Origin of the sequence: Sneathiella litorea (assembly GCF_009882915.1) — a bacterium.
In the GTDB taxonomy this organism is placed as follows: Bacteria; Pseudomonadota; Alphaproteobacteria; order Sneathiellales; family Sneathiellaceae; genus Sneathiella; species Sneathiella litorea.
This window is the reverse complement of the sequence record NZ_WTUW01000002.1, coordinates 979,063-993,300: the sequence shown is the minus strand read 5'-3', so window position 1 is coordinate 993,300 and position 14,238 is coordinate 979,063. Positions and strand designations below refer to the sequence as shown.

Sequence of the window (14,238 nt, the reverse complement as noted above, 5' to 3'; positions counted from 1 at the left end):
GACAACGTGGGTGTCCTCCTGCGTGGTACGAAGCGTGAAGATGTTGAGCGTGGCCAGGTTCTGGCGCATCCGGGATCGATCACACCGCATACGAAGTTCAAGGCTGAGGCCTACATCCTGACGAAGGAAGAGGGCGGTCGTCATACACCGTTCTTCACGAACTACCGTCCGCAGTTCTATTTCCGGACGACGGACGTGACAGGTGTTGTGTCTCTTCCTGAAGGCACGGAAATGGTGATGCNCGGGTGATAACGTGACGATGGATGTCGAGTTGATCGCACCGATCGCCATGGATGAAGGCCTGCGCTTCGCTATCCGCGAAGGTGGCCGGACAGTTGGTGCCGGCGTCGTCGCAAGCGTAACCGAATAATATAATTTCGACAGCCCTTCGGGGCTGTCTTGTTTCTCTTCTGGAGTGACCAGAGTAATGGAAAACCAAAATATCCGCATCCGCCTGAAGGCTTATGATCATCGTGTTCTCGATGCCTCGACAGGTGAAATTGTAAATACCGCCAAGCGTACGGGTGCTCAGGTTCGTGGACCAATCCCGTTGCCGACGCATATTGACAAGTATACGGTCCTGCGTGGCCCGCATATTGACAAGAAGTCGCGGGAGCAGTTCGAAATCCGGACGCACAAGCGGCTCCTGGATATCGTTGAGCCAACGCCGCAGACTGTGGATGCGCTCATGAAACTGGACCTCGCCGCTGGCGTAGACGTGTCCATCAAGCTGTTGGGGTGATCGAAATGCGTAGTGGATTGATCGCAAAGAAACTGGGTATGACCCGAGTGTTCTCGGAAGACGGTACACATATTCCTGTTACTGTTCTGGCCGTTGACAACTGTCAGGTCGTCGCACATCGGACAACCGAAACGCATGGTTATAACGCCATGCAGGTCGGGGTTGGCAAAGCAAAAGTCAAAAACGTCAATAAGGCAATGCGCGGACATTTCGCGAAGGCCGAGGTTGAGCCGAAAATGAAACTGGCTGAATTCCGTATTCAGGACGATGGCTTCGTCGATATCGGTGCGGAAATCACGGCTGACCATTTTGTAGCTGATCAGTTTGTCGATGTCGTCGGCACCAGTATCGGTAAAGGTTTTGCCGGGGCGATGAAGCGCCATAATTTTGGCGGTATGCGGGCCACCCATGGTGTGTCTGTATCTCATCGTGCTCATGGTTCTACCGGACAGTGTCAGGATCCAGGTAAAGTCTTCAAGGGTAAGAAGATGGCCGGTCATATGGGCGCAGCACGGGTAACAACGCAGAATCTGAAAGTGGTTTCTTCTGATAAGGACCGCGGTCTGGTTTTGGTAAGAGGAGCTGTTCCAGGTTCCAAGGGATCCTGGGTTTATATTGCGGATGCAGTAAAGAAGGCGCGTCCAGACAATGCTCCTTTCCCGGCCGCATTTGTTGCAAAGGGTGGGGCTGCGAAGTCGGTTGAAGAAACCGCAAACGCAGATACGCCTGCCGAAGAGACTGCCGCTGCCGATACGGCGACGGAAGAGTAAAGGACGGCTGAGATGAAGGTAAATGTAATAAACCTCGATAACAAGAAGGCCGGCGATATTGAGCTTGCCGATGAGGTCTTTGGCTTGGCGCCGCGTGCTGATCTTCTGCAGCGCATGGTGCGGTATCAGTTGGCGGCTCGCCGGTCTGGCACCCACAAGATTAAGGGTGTCGCGGAAGTTTCCGGTACCGGTCAAAAACCGTTCAAGCAAAAAGGCACTGGTCGTGCCCGTCAGGGCCAGAAACGTGCGCCGCATCAACGTGGTGGTGGCGTAGCTCATGGCCCGGTTGTTCGCAGCCATGCTCATGACTTGCCGAAAAAGGTTCGGAAGCTTGCGTTGAAAACTGCCCTGTCCACAAAACAGGCCGAAGGCAAGTTGATCGTTGTGGATGAATTGAAAGCCAAGGACGTCAAGACCAAGGTAATGGCCGGAAAGTTCAAGGATCTCGGTTGGGACTCAATCTTGATCGTGGATGGCGGGGAAATGGAAAAGAATTTTGCACTTTCTGCCCGCAACCTGCCGAAGGTGGACTTGCTGACGTCAAGTGGCGCCAATGTGTATGACATTCTTCGCCGTGACACACTTGTGTTGACGAAGAGTGCAGTAGAAAGCCTGGAGGCTCGACTCAAATGAACCAGGAAAATCTATACGACATCCTGCTGGGCCCGGTTGTGACTGAAAAGTCCACGATGGGATCAGAGTTTAATCAGGTGACATTCCGTGTCGCACTGGATGCGACGAAACCTCAGATCAAGGCAGCAGTTGAAAAGCTGTTTGATGTCAAGGTCACGAACGTGAATACCAACCGGACTAAAGGTAAGGTAAAGCGCTTTCGCGGCCATATTGGCAAACGGTCTGATTACAAGAAGGCAGTGGTGACCCTTGCCGAGGGGCAGGCCATCGATGTGACGGCGGGGATTTAAACTATGGCGTTGAAGAACTTTAAACCGACAACTCCTTCACAGCGTGGATTGATCCTTGTTGATCGGTCTGACCTGCATAAGGGAAAGCCGGTCAAGGCCCTGACAGAGGGTTTGTCTGGAAAAGGCGGTCGTAACAATTATGGCCGTATCACAGCGCGTCGTCGCGGTGGTGGACATAAGCGGACCTACCGTATTGTGGATTTCAAACGGAATAAGTTTGATGTGTCCGCGACGGTAGAGCGGCTGGAATATGACCCGAACCGGTCAGCATTTATCGCGTTGATCCGTTATGAAGACGGCGAGCAAGCCTACATTCTGGCGCCGCAGCGTATTTCTGCGGGCGACAAGGTCGTTTCCGGCAAGAATGTCGACATTAAGCCCGGCAATGCGATGCCGATGAAGAACATGCCGGTCGGTACCATCATCCATAATGTGGAGATGAAGCCGGGTAAGGGTGGCCAGATGGCACGTGCTGCAGGCACCTATGTTCAGCTGATTGGTAAAGATGCCGGTTATGCTCAGCTCCGTCTTGCTTCTGGTGAACAGCGGATTGTGTCGGGTGAATGCATGGCAACTGTTGGTGCTGTCTCCAACCCGGATCAGAAAAACATCAAGCTTGCGAAGGCCGGTCGGTCCCGTTGGCTCGGTAAACGCCCGTCAGTTCGCGGTGTTGCAATGAACCCGGTGGATCATCCACATGGTGGTGGTGAAGGCCGGACATCCGGTGGTCGCCATCCGGTATCTCCATGGGGTGTTCCGACGAAGGGTAAACGGACTCGTTCTAACAAGTCCACGGATAAAATGATAATGCGGCGCCGTCCGCTCAAGCGGAAGAAGTAGGAGCGCAACATGGCACGTTCTGTATGGAAAGGTCCTTTTGTCGACGGTTATCTGCTGAAGAAAGCAGAAGCTGCGCGTCAGGGCGGCAGAAAACAAGTAATCAAGATCTGGTCTCGCCGGTCAACAATTCTTCCTCAGTTCGTGGGGCTTACCTTTGGCGTATACAATGGCCAGAAGTTCGTTCCGGTCCTGGTGGACGAGGACATGGTGGGTCACAAGTTTGGGGAGTTCTCTCCCTCACGGACATATTATGGCCATGCGGCTGATAAAAAGGCTCGGAGAAATTAATTATGGGTAAACCGTCTCTCAAGCGGCAGTTAGCAGATACGGAAGCGCGCGCCGTCGGCAACCGCATTCGTGTTAGCCCGCAGAAATTGAATCTCGTAGCTGGCCTCATTCGTGGCAAATCCGCGGAAGCGGCCCTGGTTGAGCTGAGCTTTTCCAAACGAGGTATTGCGCCGGAAGTGAAGAAAGTGTTGCAGTCGGCCATTGCGAATGCGGAAAACAATCATCAGCTGGATGTAGACCAACTCTATGTCTCCGAAGCTCATGTAGGCAAGTCATTGGTAATGAAGCGCATGCGGCCACGGGGACGGGGGCGGTCAAGCCCGATCCTGAAACCTTTCAGCAATATCACGATTGTTGTTCGTGAGCGCGAGGAGCAAGAGTAATGGGTCAAAAAGTAAATCCAATTGGCCTTCGGGTCGGCATTAACCGGACATGGGATTCGCGCTGGTACGCCAAAAACGATTATGCCAAGCTCCTGCATGAAGATGTACGCATTCGCGAATATCTCGAAAAGCAGCTGGAGCAGGCTGGCATCAGCAAGATCGTGATCGAACGCCCGGCTAAAAAGGCGCGGATCACAATTTATTCCGCACGTCCGGGTGTGATTATTGGCAAGAAGGGCGCAGATATTGAAAAATTGCGTTCTGCTATTGCCAAGATGACCTCCTCAGAGGTGCATTTGAATATCGTGGAAGTTCGCAAGCCGGAAATCGATGCGAAGCTGGTAGCCGAGAATATTGGCCAACAGTTGGCACGTCGTGTATCTTACCGTCGGGCAATGAAGCGGGCTGTTCAGTCAGCCCTGCGTCTTGGCGCCGAAGGTATCCGGATTAATTGTGCTGGCCGGTTGGGCGGTGCTGAGATCGCCCGGACTGAGTGGTATCGTGAAGGCCGTGTGCCGTTGCATACTCTTCGGGCAAATATTGATTATGGAACAGCGTCCTCGTTGACCACATATGGGATCATCGGGATCAAGGTCTGGATCTACAAAGGTGAGATTCTGGAACATGATCCAATGGCTCAGGATAAAATTGCAGAAAAACAACAGGCTGGTGGCCGCCCTGCGGGTCGTCCTGGCGCCCGTCGGAATTAAGTAAAGGGGTGATGTCATGCTTCAACCGAAGCGCACAAAATTTCGTAAAGCGCACAAAGGGCGCTTGAAGGGAGTAGCAACTTCAGGTACAACGCTGAACTTCGGCGCTTATGGTCTGAAAGCTGTTGAGCCCGGGCGTATTACGGCACGGCAGATCGAGGCAACTCGACGTGCGGTAACCCGCCATATTAAACGTGCTGGACGTGTCTGGATTCGTATATTCCCGGATGTCCCCGTATCCAAGAAACCAACCGAAGTTCGGATGGGTAAGGGTAAGGGATCTCCGGAATATTGGATGGTTCGTGTTCAGCCTGGAAAAATTATGTTCGAACTAGACGGTGTTCCGCTTGAAATTGCCCGTGAGGCGTTTGAGAGGGGATCGGCCAAATTGCCGATCAAGACCCGTTTCGTGACCCGTATTGGTGAAGGAAATTGACCATGAAAGCACAGGATTTACTGGGCAAAACGGCTGATGAACTCAAAACGGAATTGCTTCAGTTGAAGAAGGAGCAATTTAATTTGCGTTTCCAGAAAGCCAGTGGCCAATTGGAAAATACAACGCGCCAACGCCAGGTGCGGCGTGACATCGCCCGCATTAAAACGGTGATGTCAGCAAACGCTGCGTCTTAGGAGAGAAAACGATGCCAAAGCGTATCCTGCAAGGAACAGTTGTCAGCGACAAAAATGATCAGACAGTCGTTGTCAAAGTCGATCGTCAAGTGATGCATCGGCTGTACAAGAAATACATAGGCCAGTCGAAAAAGTACCATGCCCATGACGCAAAGAATCAGTTCAAGATAGGCGATACAGTCCGTATTCAGGAATGTGCCCCTTATTCCAAGCTGAAGCGTTGGGAAGTTCTTTAAAACGTCGCTTAAATTTACAGTGTTGATACCAAACGAAGGTAAACGACTATGATTCAGATGCAAACCAACCTGGATGTCGCCGACAATTCCGGCGCGAGGCAGGTGCAGTGCATTAAAGTTTTGGGCGGTTCAAAACGGAAAACCGCTTCCATCGGGGACGTTATTGTCGTCTCTGTCAAGGAAGCCATTCCGCGCGGCCGTGTCAAAAAAGGTGACGTGCAAAGAGCTGTCATCGTGCGCACGAAAAAGGAAATCCGCCGTTCCGATGGGACGGCTATTCGCTTTGATTCAAATGCTGCTGTGTTGATTAACAAGCAGGGTGAGCCGGTTGGAACGCGTATTTTCGGTCCAGTTACGCGCGAGCTCAGAAGCAAGAATTATATGAAAATTATTTCCCTTGCGCCGGAGGTTCTCTAATGGCTGAAAAATTCGCAGTAAAAAAGGGCGACAATGTTGTCGTTCTCGCGGGTAAGGACAAGGGCCGTACGGGTGAAGTCCTAAGTGTTCTTCGGGCAAATCGCCGTGTTGTCGTTTCTGGCATCAATATGGTCAAGCGCCATACTAAACCGAGGCAGGGAGACCAGGGCGGTATCGTCGAAAAAGAAGCGGCGATCCATATCTCGAATGTTGCCCTGCAGGATCCAAAAGATGGCAAGGCAACCCGTGTAGGTTACAAGAATCTTGATGACGGCCGGAAAGTACGCTTCGCCAAGCGTTCCGGTGAAGTCATTGACGTATAGAGGGCAGTTCGATGACGACGCCAAGACTTAAAACATTATATAACGAGGAGGTGCGTAAGCAGCTCCAGGAAAAATTCGCCTATAGCAACGTGATGCAGATTCCAAAACTGGATAAGATTGTCATCAATGTTGGTTGCGGAGAAGCTGTCGCTGATTCGAAGAAGATCAAATCGGTCGAAGTCGAATTGGCCAAGATTTCCGGTCAAAAGCCGGTTGTTACAAATGCCAAAAAATCAGTCGCAACCTTCAAATTGCGTGAAGGAATGCCGATTGGTGCGAAAGTAACGTTGCGTAAGAGCCAGATGTATGAATTTCTTGATCGGTTGATCAACATCGCGCTTCCACGTGTACGGGATTTTCGGGGTGTTTCCGAAAAGAGTTTCGATGGTCGTGGTAACTATGCCATGGGCCTGAAGGAACAAATTGTCTTCCCGGAAATCCATTACGATGATGTAACGGATGTACGGGGAATGGATATCGTAATCTGTACGACTGCTAAAACTGACGAAGAAGCACGTGAGCTTCTCAGTGGGTTCAGCATGCCGTTCAAGATTAATTGATCCTAGGAGTTAATTGAAATGGCTAAAAAAAGTGCTGTCGAGAGAGACCAGAAGCGCCGCCGTTTGGTTGAAAAATATGAGACCAAGCGCGCTGAGCTGAAGGCAATCAGCAAGAATGAAGAGCTGCCGCAGGAAGAGCGTTTTGCGGCGCGATTGAAACTGGCTGAGTTGCCACGGAATTCCTCGAAGACCCGCGTTCGCAATCGCTGCGAGCTGACAGGTCGTCCACGTGGTGTTTATCGCAAATTGAAACTATCCCGTATTGGCCTGCGCGACATGGCGTCCAATGGTCAAATTCCGGGCATGGTTAAGTCGAGCTGGTAGGGAGATACAGAAATGTCATTAAGTGATCCCCTTGGCGATATGCTGACCCGTATTCGTAACGGTCAGCGCGCTATGAAAGGCTCGATCAAGAGCCCGTCATCTAAATTGCGGTTAAATGTTCTTGAAGCACTTAAACGTGAAGGTTTTATTCGTGGATACGAAGTTGCTGAACCTGAAAAGGGCAAGCCGGAAGTTACGATTGAGCTGAAGTATTATCAGGGCAAGGGCGTGATTGAGCATGTCAGCCGGATATCCAAACCTGGTCGCCGTGTTTATAAAGGCGTGAAGGATTTGCCGACTGTTCGTAACGGTCTGGGCGTAGCCATTCTATCCACCCCGAGCGGTGTTTTGTCGGACAATGAGGCACGTGATGCCAACGTTGGCGGCGAAGTACTCTGTAAATTGTACTAGGAGGTATCATGTCTCGAATTGGAAAACATCCGGTTACGATCCCTTCTGGCGTTGATGTTCAGCTTTCCGGTAGCGATGTTACCGTAAAAGGCAGCAAAGGTGTGCTAAGCATGACCTTTGTGGATGATGTCGTCGTTAATCGTGAAGACGACCAAATCTGGGTAAAGCCGCGTACGAACAGTACTCGTGGCCGTCAAATGTGGGGCTTACAGCGGACGCTGTTGAGCAACCTCGTTGAAGGTGTCTCGACTGGCTTCACAAAGACTTTGGAAGTCGTTGGCGTTGGTTATCGTGCTGCGGTGCAGGGCAAGACGCTGAAGCTTAACCTCGGTTTTAGCCATGACGTTGATTTCCCGATACCGGATGGTATTGAGATTAAATGTCCTCAGCCGACTGTTATTGAGATTTCTGGTGCTGACAAGCAGCGGGTAGGCCAGGTAGCGGCCGTTATCCGGTCTTATCGGAAGCCAGAGCCTTATAAGGGCAAGGGTGTCAAATATGCGGATGAGTATATCTTCCGCAAAGAAGGCAAGAAGAAGTAGGAACCGATTATGGCAAACTCAAAAGAATTGTTCGACCGCCGTCGGCGGAGAAATCGGACCCAGCTTCGCAAGGTGTCTTCTGGCCGCCCAAGGCTGTCTGTACACCGTACGCTTCAGCAGATCTATGTTCAGGTTATTGATGACGCTCAGGGCAAGACCATCGCGTCTGCCTCCAGCCTCGAAAAGGACCTGCGCAGCACGTTGAAGGGTGGCGGCAACAAGGAAGCTGCTGCGGCAATTGGCAAGTTGATTGCTGAGCGGGCCATCAAGGCTGGCGTTAAGGAAGTCGCGTTTGATCGCGGCGGTTACAAATATCATGGCCGGGTCAAAGCCCTTGCCGATGCTGCCCGTGAGGGCGGCTTGTCCTTCTAGGGGAATTGACGATGTTGAGACCTGAACAAAACGATAAAGGCGATTCAGAATTCGTCGATAAACTGGTTTATATTAACCGTGTTGCCAAAGTTGTTAAAGGCGGACGTCGGTTCGGCTTTGCGGCATTGGTTGTTGCCGGAGACCAGAAAGGCCGCGTTGGCTATGGTCATGGTAAAGCCCGTGAGGTTCCGGAAGCGATTCGTAAGGCAACGGAAGCTGCCAAACGTAACATGGTTCGTGTCCCGCTGCGGGAAGGCCGGACACTACATCATGATGTGCAGGGCCGCTTTGGTGCGGGCCGTGTGGTTCTTCGCTCAGCTCCTGCAGGTACTGGTATTATTGCTGGCGGACCGATGCGTGCTGTTTTTGAAACCCTGGGTGTGCAGGACGTTGTGACCAAGTCTATCGGGACATCGAACCCGTACAACATGGTCAAGGCGACGTTTGAAGCCCTGAAGGCGATGAACTCCCCGAGAATGATTGCAGCGAAACGCGGCAAGAAAGTCTCCGAAGTAGTGGGTCGCCGTGGCGCCGATGCAGGAAAGGAAAAGGTCGATGGCTAAATCAACGATCAAAGTCACCCAGACGGGTAGTCCGATTGGCCGTCCGAAAAGCCAGCGGGCGACGTTGGTTGGCCTTGGACTAAACAAAATGCACCGGACGGTCGAGGTTGAAGACACCGACGCCGTTCGCGGCATGATCCGCAAGGTAAATCATCTGGTACAGGTTGAAGAGGCCAAATAAAGCCACAACCGGTCTGATTAAGGAATATTGAACATGCGTTTAAATCAACTTGCCGATAACGAAGGCAGCACCAAGAATCGGATGCGCGTCGGTCGGGGTATTGGTTCCGGAAAGGGTAAAACCTCCGGATCCGGTCAGAAGGGTCAGAAATCACGTTCCGGCGTTGCCATCAAAGGATTTGAAGGCGGCCAGATGTCAATTTATCGGCGGTTGCCGAAACGTGGATTCAAGAACATTTTCAGCAAGAATTTTGCTGTTGCGAATCTTGGTCGTGTTCAGGCCGCGATTGATGCGGGCAAACTGGATCCGAAAGCAACAATCACGGCGGCGTTGTTACAGGAAGCCGGCGTTGTTGGAAAAATTGGTGATGGTGTTCGTTTGCTTGCAAAAGGTGAATTGAAAGCCAAAGCCAGCTTTGAAGTCGCGGGTGCGTCCAAAACCGCACTTGAAGCGGTTGAGAAGGCAGGCGGAAAAGTAACGATCCTGGCGCCAAGCCCGGCAAAAAGCGAGTAAATACATCGGTGGGGCGGCCTTAGTCGTACCTTCGGGAGAAATTTCAAATGGCGTCAGCAGCAGAGCAAATGGCTTCTACCATGAGTTTCGGTGCCTTTTCCAAGGCAACGGAACTCAAGAAGCGTTTATGGTTCACGCTCTTTGCCCTGATCGTTTATCGGATCGGGACATATATACCGATTCCCGGTGTCGATCCCACTATCCTGGCTGATGTGTTCGCGCAGAATTCCGGGGGCATCCTCGGTATGTTTGACGTTTTTGCGGGCGGTGCTCTTGGTCGGATGACCATCTTCGCCCTCAATATCATGCCCTATATCTCTGCATCGATTATCATGCAGTTGATGACCTCGATTTCACCGCAGATGGCGCAACTCAAAAAAGAGGGTGAAGCCGGACGCAAGAAGATCAACCAATACACACGTTACGGCACGGTTCTGTTGGCGGCATTGCAAGGGTATGGCATTGCTGCTGGTATTGAGGGCTTGACACTCTCCAATGGGCAGTCAGCCGTTATCAATCCGGGTATGGAGTTTCGTCTGATAACCGTGGCGACGCTGGTTGCGGGCACGGTCTTCTTGATGTGGCTCGGTGAGCAGATTACTGCGCGCGGCGTAGGTAATGGAATTTCCTTGATCATTTTCGCGGGTATCGTGGCGGAGTTGCCAAGTGCGCTCGTCGGTACATTAGAACTCGGTCGTACAGGTGCGCTGTCTACGTTTGTTATTTTGTTGCTGATGGTCATGGCCGTTGCCGTGATTGCCTTCATCGTCTTCATGGAGCGTGCTCAGCGTCGGATCCTCATTCAGTATCCAAAGCGGCAGCGGGGCAACAAGACATATGGTGGGCAGAATTCCCATCTTCCGTTGAAGCTTAATACGGCTGGTGTTATTCCACCGATCTTCGCATCGTCTCTGTTGCTGATGCCAACCACGGTCGCCAGTTTTAGTGCAGGCAGTGGTCCCGATTGGCTCAATACGCTGACGGCGATGCTGGGGCATGGGCAACCGATCTATCTCATGCTCTATATCGCCGGGATTGTGTTCTTCTGCTTCTTCTATACAGCTGTTGTCTTCAACCCGGATGACACGGCGGATAACCTGAAAAAGCACGGCGGTTTTGTACCGGGCATTCGACCAGGTAAGCGGACATCGGAATATCTTGATTATGTTTTGACCCGTTTGACAGTTGTTGGTGCAGCCTATCTTTCCCTGGTTTGTATCCTTCCTGAAATACTTGTCTCACAATGGGCGGTTCCATTTTACTTCGGCGGTACATCGCTCCTGATTGTGGTCTCTGTGACAATGGATACGGTCGCACAGATTCAAAGCCACCTTGTTGCCCATCAATATGAAGGGCTGATCAAGAAGTCTAAGCTCGGGGGACGGCGTAAATGATTTTGATTCTCCTCGGGGCTCCGGGCGCAGGGAAGGGGACCCAGGCGCAACGGTTGCAGGATAAGCACGGACTGGTACAGCTCTCAACGGGAGATATGTTGCGAGCGGCAGTTGCGGCAGACACTGAAATCGGGAGGAAGGCCAAGGCGGTGATGGATCGCGGCGAGCTTGTCTCCGATGATATTATGACCGGAATTATTTCCGATCGTCTGGATCAGCCAGATTGCAAGAATGGCGTGATTCTTGATGGTTTTCCAAGAACCGAAGCTCAGGCAGAGGCGTTGGATGCTATGCTCGCCGAAAAAGGCCTCAAGCTGGATGCCGTTATTGAGATGAAAACCGACGACGACATACTGGTGGAACGGATTACGGGACGGTATACATGCGCGAATTGCGGTGCTGGGTATCACGACAGTTTCCTTAAACCGGCGATCGAGGGTGTATGTGATAAATGCGGTGGCACTGAGTTCACCCGCCGCAGTGACGATAATGCCGAGACTGTTAAGTCGCGGCTTAAGGCGTACCATGACCAGACAGCGCCCCTTCTTCCTTACTACAGGAATAGGGGAGTATTGAAGCAGGTTGACGGTATGGCCGGAATTGACGAAGTAACTGCAGAAATGGAAGCCGTACTACCGGCAATCTAAACTGTTGACTAGGTAACACAAAATTATATAATCGCGCGCTTCTCAGGAGGCGCTTGAGATAACCGGGTCAGGATGACCCGTTTTGGTGATGAGGAGAAACTAGCGTGGCTCGTATTGCTGGTGTAAATATTCCGACGAACAAGCGGGTATTGATTGCACTGACCTATATTCATGGAATTGGCCCGGCAAAGGCCAAGGAAATTTGCGAGGCTGTCGGCCTCGCTCCGGAAATCCGCGTCAATGCGTTGAGCGATTCCGAAGTGGTGAAAATTCGCGAAACCATCGACAGCGATCATATCGTTGAAGGTGATTTGCGCCGTCAAACCTCAATGAACATCAAGCGTCTGATGGACCTTGGTTGTTACCGTGGCCTGCGCCATCGTCGTGGCCTGCCTGTCCGTGGTCAGCGTACCCATACCAACGCCCGCACCCGCAAGGGTCCGGCCAAAGCTATCGCTGGGAAGAAGAAGTAATATGGCACGTGAAAAAACACGCGTTAAACGCCGCGAACGTAAAAACATTATTTCTGGCGTCGCACATGTCAGTGCGTCCTTTAATAATACAAAGATTATGATTACTGATGCCCAAGGTAACGCTATTGCCTGGTCGTCCGCCGGATCGCAGGGCTTTAAGGGCTCTCGTAAGTCCACTCCTTTTGCGGCTCAGATTGCTGCAGAAGATGCGGGCCGCAAAGCGATGGACCACGGGATGAAAACTTTGGAAGTCGAAGTTAAGGGCCCTGGTTCCGGACGCGAATCGGCATTGCGGGCATTGCAGTCTGTAGGCTTTAACATTACTTCCATTCGGGATGTATCGCCTATTCCGCATAATGGATGCCGTCCGCCTAAACGCCGTCGCGTTTAACGGATTTATCTGTATCGATACTGGCTTTTAGCCAGTATTGCTATTGTCTAGACGTCGCAGGTCCAAGGTGGGCCTGCAAAACTATGAGGTCAATACCGTGATTCAGCAAAACTGGAAAGATCTGATCCAGGCGAACCTCTCAGTGGAGCCGGGTGAGCAGAGCGATCGGGAAGCCACGATTATTGCGGAACCTTTGGAAAGAGGGTTTGGGTTGACACTGGGCAACGCGTTGCGCCGTGTCTTGCTGTCAAGCCTTCAGGGTGCCGCCATCACGTCCATTCAAATCGATAATGTTTTGCATGAATTTTCCTCGATCGCAGGTGTGCGTGAGGATGTGACAGATATCGTTCTCAATCTGAAGACATTGGCAATTCAGGCGCATTCGGACGGACCGAAACGCATGGTTCTTAAAGCATCCGGACCTTGCGAAGTAACGTCTGGTATGATTGAGACTGGTCCAGACCTGGAGATTATGGATACTGACCAGGTCTTGATGACTCTGGATGACGGTGCATCCATTTCCATGGAGATGAATGTTGATACCGGCAAGGGATATGTACCGGGCGTCAATAACCATCCAGAAGATGCGCCAATTGGCCTGATCCCGATGGATAGCCTGTATAGCCCGGTCCGCAAGGTCTCTTATAAGGTAGAAGCCGCCCGCGAAGGTCAGGTGCTGGACTATGATAAGCTCACCCTGAAGGTGGAAACTAACGGAACCGTGTCACCGGAAGATGCAGTGGCGTTTGCTGCTCGTATTCTGCAGGAACAGTTCCAGCTCTTTGTGAACTTTGATGAACCGGAAGAAGTGGTTGTCAAGGAAGAGAGCCATGAGCCTGAATTCAACAGGAACCTGCTCCGGAAAGTGGACGAGCTTGAGTTGTCCGTACGCTCGGCAAACTGCTTGAAGAACGACAATATCGTGTATATTGGTGATCTGATCCAGAAAACTGAAGCGGAAATGTTGCGGACGCCGAACTTCGGCCGCAAGAGCCTGAATGAGATTAAGGAAGTTCTGGCGCAGATGGGCCTCCATCTGGGTATGGAAGTGCCGAACTGGCCGCCAGAAAATATTGAAGATATGGCCAAACGGCTGGAAGAACCTTTTTAGAACAGCAACACTGGCTGTGGAGTAAGAAAAATGCGGCATCGTAAATCCGGGCGTAAGCTCAATAGAACCTCTGCTCATCGCAAGGCAATGTTCGCCAATATGGCGGCTTCCCTGATTAAGCATGAGCAAATCCAGACAACTTTGCCAAAGGCGAAGGAGCTTCGGCCTATTGTCGAAAAGCTGATTACGCTTGGTAAGCGTGGAGACCTCCACGCACGTCGGCAGGCCCTGTCTGAGTTGCATGAAAAGTCTGCTGTCGACAAGTTGTTCACCACGTTGAGTGAACGTTATACAGAACGTCAGGGCGGCTATACACGTGTACTGAAGGCAGGATTTCGCACGGGTGATGCGGCTCCAATGGGCGTGATCGAATTGATCGACAGGGATGTTGAGGCTAAAGGTCAGGATTCCGGGCCAGATCAGAACGCTGTTGAAGATGAATTTGAAGCGGAAGCCGTGGCCTAAAACGGTACCGCAACTTAATAGGAAAAGGC

The 14,238-nt window shown here is 51.7% G+C and carries 29 protein-coding genes; all 29 read left to right on the top strand.

The window, feature by feature from the left end; all coding sequences use genetic code 11:
• Window positions 1-249, top strand: a 249-nt coding sequence (locus tag GQE98_RS18170) for an EF-Tu C-terminal domain-related protein (RefSeq protein WP_484592866.1), incomplete at its 5' end; no start/stop codon positions are given.
• 10 nt (window positions 250-259) lie between these two features.
• Window positions 260-370 carry an EF-Tu C-terminal domain-related protein gene (locus GQE98_RS18550; RefSeq protein WP_425501121.1) on the top strand — a complete coding sequence of 37 codons (111 nt, stop codon included), beginning with the start codon at window positions 260-262 and terminating at the stop codon, window positions 368-370.
• 57 nt (window positions 371-427) lie between these two features.
• Complete coding sequence (gene rpsJ, locus GQE98_RS11200; RefSeq protein WP_161315724.1) at window positions 428-742, top strand: 30S ribosomal protein S10; 315 nt, start codon at window positions 428-430, stop codon at window positions 740-742.
• A gap of 5 nt (window positions 743-747) precedes the next feature.
• Window positions 748-1,512, top strand: coding sequence for a 50S ribosomal protein L3 (gene rplC, locus GQE98_RS11195; protein ID WP_161315723.1), 765 nt, complete (start codon window positions 748-750; stop codon window positions 1,510-1,512).
• A 12-nt stretch (window positions 1,513-1,524) separates the two neighbouring features.
• Entirely contained in the window at window positions 1,525-2,145 is a 621-nt protein-coding gene (gene rplD / locus GQE98_RS11190) for a 50S ribosomal protein L4 (protein ID WP_161315722.1), read from the top strand.
• Window positions 2,142-2,435: a 50S ribosomal protein L23 gene (locus GQE98_RS11185; protein ID WP_161315721.1), complete on the top strand. Its 294-nt coding sequence runs from the start codon at window positions 2,142-2,144 to the stop codon at window positions 2,433-2,435. The genes rplD and GQE98_RS11185 overlap by 4 nt, the downstream gene beginning before the upstream one ends.
• Before the next feature lie 3 nt (window positions 2,436-2,438).
• A complete protein-coding gene (rplB, locus tag GQE98_RS11180; protein ID WP_161315720.1) occupies window positions 2,439-3,275 on the top strand; it encodes a 50S ribosomal protein L2 in 837 nt (278 codons plus the stop codon).
• 9 nt (window positions 3,276-3,284) lie between these two features.
• Entirely contained in the window at window positions 3,285-3,563 is a 279-nt protein-coding gene (gene rpsS, locus GQE98_RS11175) for a 30S ribosomal protein S19 (RefSeq protein WP_161315719.1), read from the top strand.
• 2 nt (window positions 3,564-3,565) lie between these two features.
• Window positions 3,566-3,946 (top strand): 50S ribosomal protein L22, encoded by a 381-nt coding sequence (gene rplV, locus GQE98_RS11170; RefSeq protein ID WP_161315718.1) that lies wholly within the window; start codon window positions 3,566-3,568, stop codon window positions 3,944-3,946.
• Window positions 3,946-4,656 (top strand): 30S ribosomal protein S3, encoded by a 711-nt coding sequence (rpsC, locus tag GQE98_RS11165; protein WP_161315717.1) that lies wholly within the window; start codon window positions 3,946-3,948, stop codon window positions 4,654-4,656. The genes rplV and rpsC overlap by 1 nt, the downstream gene beginning before the upstream one ends.
• A 16-nt stretch (window positions 4,657-4,672) precedes the next feature.
• A complete protein-coding gene (gene rplP / locus GQE98_RS11160; RefSeq protein WP_161315716.1) occupies window positions 4,673-5,092 on the top strand; it encodes a 50S ribosomal protein L16 in 420 nt (139 codons plus the stop codon).
• A gap of 2 nt (window positions 5,093-5,094) precedes the next feature.
• The gene (rpmC, locus tag GQE98_RS11155) at window positions 5,095-5,286 is read left to right on the top strand and encodes a 50S ribosomal protein L29 (RefSeq protein WP_161315715.1); all 192 of its coding nucleotides are present in this window, start codon (window positions 5,095-5,097) and stop codon (window positions 5,284-5,286) included.
• An 11-nt stretch (window positions 5,287-5,297) separates the two neighbouring features.
• The gene (gene rpsQ, locus GQE98_RS11150; protein WP_161315714.1) at window positions 5,298-5,522 is read left to right on the top strand and encodes a 30S ribosomal protein S17; all 225 of its coding nucleotides are present in this window, start codon (window positions 5,298-5,300) and stop codon (window positions 5,520-5,522) included.
• Window positions 5,523-5,570: 48 nt separating this feature from the next.
• On the top strand, window positions 5,571-5,939 hold the full coding sequence (rplN, locus tag GQE98_RS11145; protein WP_161315713.1) for a 50S ribosomal protein L14: 369 nt from the start codon (window positions 5,571-5,573) through the stop codon (window positions 5,937-5,939).
• Window positions 5,939-6,262, top strand: coding sequence for a 50S ribosomal protein L24 (gene rplX, locus GQE98_RS11140; protein WP_161315712.1), 324 nt, complete (start codon window positions 5,939-5,941; stop codon window positions 6,260-6,262). Before rplN ends, rplX begins: the two co-directional genes overlap by 1 nt.
• Before the next feature lie 11 nt (window positions 6,263-6,273).
• A complete protein-coding gene (rplE, locus tag GQE98_RS11135) occupies window positions 6,274-6,822 on the top strand; it encodes a 50S ribosomal protein L5 (protein WP_161315711.1) in 549 nt (182 codons plus the stop codon).
• Between the two features lie 18 nt (window positions 6,823-6,840).
• The gene (gene rpsN / locus GQE98_RS11130) at window positions 6,841-7,146 is read left to right on the top strand and encodes a 30S ribosomal protein S14 (RefSeq protein WP_161315710.1); all 306 of its coding nucleotides are present in this window, start codon (window positions 6,841-6,843) and stop codon (window positions 7,144-7,146) included.
• Between the two features lie 12 nt (window positions 7,147-7,158).
• Complete coding sequence (gene rpsH, locus GQE98_RS11125) at window positions 7,159-7,557, top strand: 30S ribosomal protein S8 (RefSeq protein ID WP_161315709.1); 399 nt, start codon at window positions 7,159-7,161, stop codon at window positions 7,555-7,557.
• A gap of 8 nt (window positions 7,558-7,565) precedes the next feature.
• Window positions 7,566-8,099 (top strand): 50S ribosomal protein L6, encoded by a 534-nt coding sequence (gene rplF / locus GQE98_RS11120; RefSeq protein WP_161315708.1) that lies wholly within the window; start codon window positions 7,566-7,568, stop codon window positions 8,097-8,099.
• A gap of 9 nt (window positions 8,100-8,108) precedes the next feature.
• On the top strand, window positions 8,109-8,471 hold the full coding sequence (rplR, locus tag GQE98_RS11115; RefSeq protein ID WP_161315707.1) for a 50S ribosomal protein L18: 363 nt from the start codon (window positions 8,109-8,111) through the stop codon (window positions 8,469-8,471).
• Between the two features lie 11 nt (window positions 8,472-8,482).
• Window positions 8,483-9,034 carry a 30S ribosomal protein S5 gene (gene rpsE, locus GQE98_RS11110; protein ID WP_161315706.1) on the top strand — a complete coding sequence of 184 codons (552 nt, stop codon included), beginning with the start codon at window positions 8,483-8,485 and terminating at the stop codon, window positions 9,032-9,034.
• On the top strand, window positions 9,027-9,215 hold the full coding sequence (gene rpmD, locus GQE98_RS11105; protein WP_214646494.1) for a 50S ribosomal protein L30: 189 nt from the start codon (window positions 9,027-9,029) through the stop codon (window positions 9,213-9,215). Before rpsE ends, rpmD begins: the two co-directional genes overlap by 8 nt.
• Window positions 9,216-9,248: 33 nt before the next feature.
• Window positions 9,249-9,728 (top strand): 50S ribosomal protein L15, encoded by a 480-nt coding sequence (gene rplO, locus GQE98_RS11100; protein WP_161315704.1) that lies wholly within the window; start codon window positions 9,249-9,251, stop codon window positions 9,726-9,728.
• A 47-nt stretch (window positions 9,729-9,775) separates the two neighbouring features.
• A complete protein-coding gene (secY, locus tag GQE98_RS11095; RefSeq protein ID WP_161315703.1) occupies window positions 9,776-11,122 on the top strand; it encodes a preprotein translocase subunit SecY in 1,347 nt (448 codons plus the stop codon).
• On the top strand, window positions 11,119-11,769 hold the full coding sequence (locus GQE98_RS11090; RefSeq protein WP_161315702.1) for an adenylate kinase: 651 nt from the start codon (window positions 11,119-11,121) through the stop codon (window positions 11,767-11,769). Before secY ends, GQE98_RS11090 begins: the two co-directional genes overlap by 4 nt.
• A 104-nt stretch (window positions 11,770-11,873) precedes the next feature.
• Window positions 11,874-12,242 carry a 30S ribosomal protein S13 gene (gene rpsM / locus GQE98_RS11085; RefSeq protein ID WP_161315701.1) on the top strand — a complete coding sequence of 123 codons (369 nt, stop codon included), beginning with the start codon at window positions 11,874-11,876 and terminating at the stop codon, window positions 12,240-12,242.
• 1 nt (window position 12,243) lies between these two features.
• A complete protein-coding gene (gene rpsK / locus GQE98_RS11080) occupies window positions 12,244-12,633 on the top strand; it encodes a 30S ribosomal protein S11 (protein WP_161315700.1) in 390 nt (129 codons plus the stop codon).
• Window positions 12,634-12,730: 97 nt separating this feature from the next.
• Complete coding sequence (locus GQE98_RS11075) at window positions 12,731-13,744, top strand: DNA-directed RNA polymerase subunit alpha (protein ID WP_161315699.1); 1,014 nt, start codon at window positions 12,731-12,733, stop codon at window positions 13,742-13,744.
• Between the two features lie 30 nt (window positions 13,745-13,774).
• Window positions 13,775-14,209: a 50S ribosomal protein L17 gene (gene rplQ / locus GQE98_RS11070; protein WP_161315698.1), complete on the top strand. Its 435-nt coding sequence runs from the start codon at window positions 13,775-13,777 to the stop codon at window positions 14,207-14,209.
• Window positions 14,210-14,238 lie beyond the last annotated feature (29 nt).

Bases quoted from the DNA above. Each gene is read 5' to 3' on its own strand.
- GQE98_RS11090 (WP_161315702.1), top strand. From the start codon at position 11,119: ATGATTTTGATTCTCCTCGGGGCTCCGGGCGCAGGGAAGGGGACCCAG.
- GQE98_RS11185 (WP_161315721.1), top strand. From the start codon at position 2,142: ATGAACCAGGAAAATCTATACGACATCCTGCTGGGCCCGGTTGTGACT.
- rplQ (WP_161315698.1), top strand. From the start codon at position 13,775: ATGCGGCATCGTAAATCCGGGCGTAAGCTCAATAGAACCTCTGCTCAT.
- rpmC (WP_161315715.1), top strand. From the start codon at position 5,095: ATGAAAGCACAGGATTTACTGGGCAAAACGGCTGATGAACTCAAAACG.
- rplX (WP_161315712.1), top strand. From the start codon at position 5,939: ATGGCTGAAAAATTCGCAGTAAAAAAGGGCGACAATGTTGTCGTTCTC.
- rpsC (WP_161315717.1), top strand. From the start codon at position 3,946: ATGGGTCAAAAAGTAAATCCAATTGGCCTTCGGGTCGGCATTAACCGG.
- rplN (WP_161315713.1), top strand. From the start codon at position 5,571: ATGATTCAGATGCAAACCAACCTGGATGTCGCCGACAATTCCGGCGCG.
- rpsN (WP_161315710.1), top strand. From the start codon at position 6,841: ATGGCTAAAAAAAGTGCTGTCGAGAGAGACCAGAAGCGCCGCCGTTTG.
- rplV (WP_161315718.1), top strand. From the start codon at position 3,566: ATGGGTAAACCGTCTCTCAAGCGGCAGTTAGCAGATACGGAAGCGCGC.
- rpsH (WP_161315709.1), top strand. From the start codon at position 7,159: ATGTCATTAAGTGATCCCCTTGGCGATATGCTGACCCGTATTCGTAAC.
- rplF (WP_161315708.1), top strand. From the start codon at position 7,566: ATGTCTCGAATTGGAAAACATCCGGTTACGATCCCTTCTGGCGTTGAT.
- rpmD (WP_214646494.1), top strand. From the start codon at position 9,027: ATGGCTAAATCAACGATCAAAGTCACCCAGACGGGTAGTCCGATTGGC.
- rpsK (WP_161315700.1), top strand. From the start codon at position 12,244: ATGGCACGTGAAAAAACACGCGTTAAACGCCGCGAACGTAAAAACATT.
- rplO (WP_161315704.1), top strand. From the start codon at position 9,249: ATGCGTTTAAATCAACTTGCCGATAACGAAGGCAGCACCAAGAATCGG.
- rplR (WP_161315707.1), top strand. From the start codon at position 8,109: ATGGCAAACTCAAAAGAATTGTTCGACCGCCGTCGGCGGAGAAATCGG.
- rpsE (WP_161315706.1), top strand. From the start codon at position 8,483: ATGTTGAGACCTGAACAAAACGATAAAGGCGATTCAGAATTCGTCGAT.
- GQE98_RS18550 (WP_425501121.1), top strand. From the start codon at position 260: ATGGATGTCGAGTTGATCGCACCGATCGCCATGGATGAAGGCCTGCGC.
- rplD (WP_161315722.1), top strand. From the start codon at position 1,525: ATGAAGGTAAATGTAATAAACCTCGATAACAAGAAGGCCGGCGATATT.
- rpsS (WP_161315719.1), top strand. From the start codon at position 3,285: ATGGCACGTTCTGTATGGAAAGGTCCTTTTGTCGACGGTTATCTGCTG.
- rplE (WP_161315711.1), top strand. From the start codon at position 6,274: ATGACGACGCCAAGACTTAAAACATTATATAACGAGGAGGTGCGTAAG.
- rplB (WP_161315720.1), top strand. From the start codon at position 2,439: ATGGCGTTGAAGAACTTTAAACCGACAACTCCTTCACAGCGTGGATTG.
- rplC (WP_161315723.1), top strand. From the start codon at position 748: ATGCGTAGTGGATTGATCGCAAAGAAACTGGGTATGACCCGAGTGTTC.
- rpsQ (WP_161315714.1), top strand. From the start codon at position 5,298: ATGCCAAAGCGTATCCTGCAAGGAACAGTTGTCAGCGACAAAAATGAT.
- rpsJ (WP_161315724.1), top strand. From the start codon at position 428: ATGGAAAACCAAAATATCCGCATCCGCCTGAAGGCTTATGATCATCGT.
- rplP (WP_161315716.1), top strand. From the start codon at position 4,673: ATGCTTCAACCGAAGCGCACAAAATTTCGTAAAGCGCACAAAGGGCGC.
- secY (WP_161315703.1), top strand. From the start codon at position 9,776: ATGGCGTCAGCAGCAGAGCAAATGGCTTCTACCATGAGTTTCGGTGCC.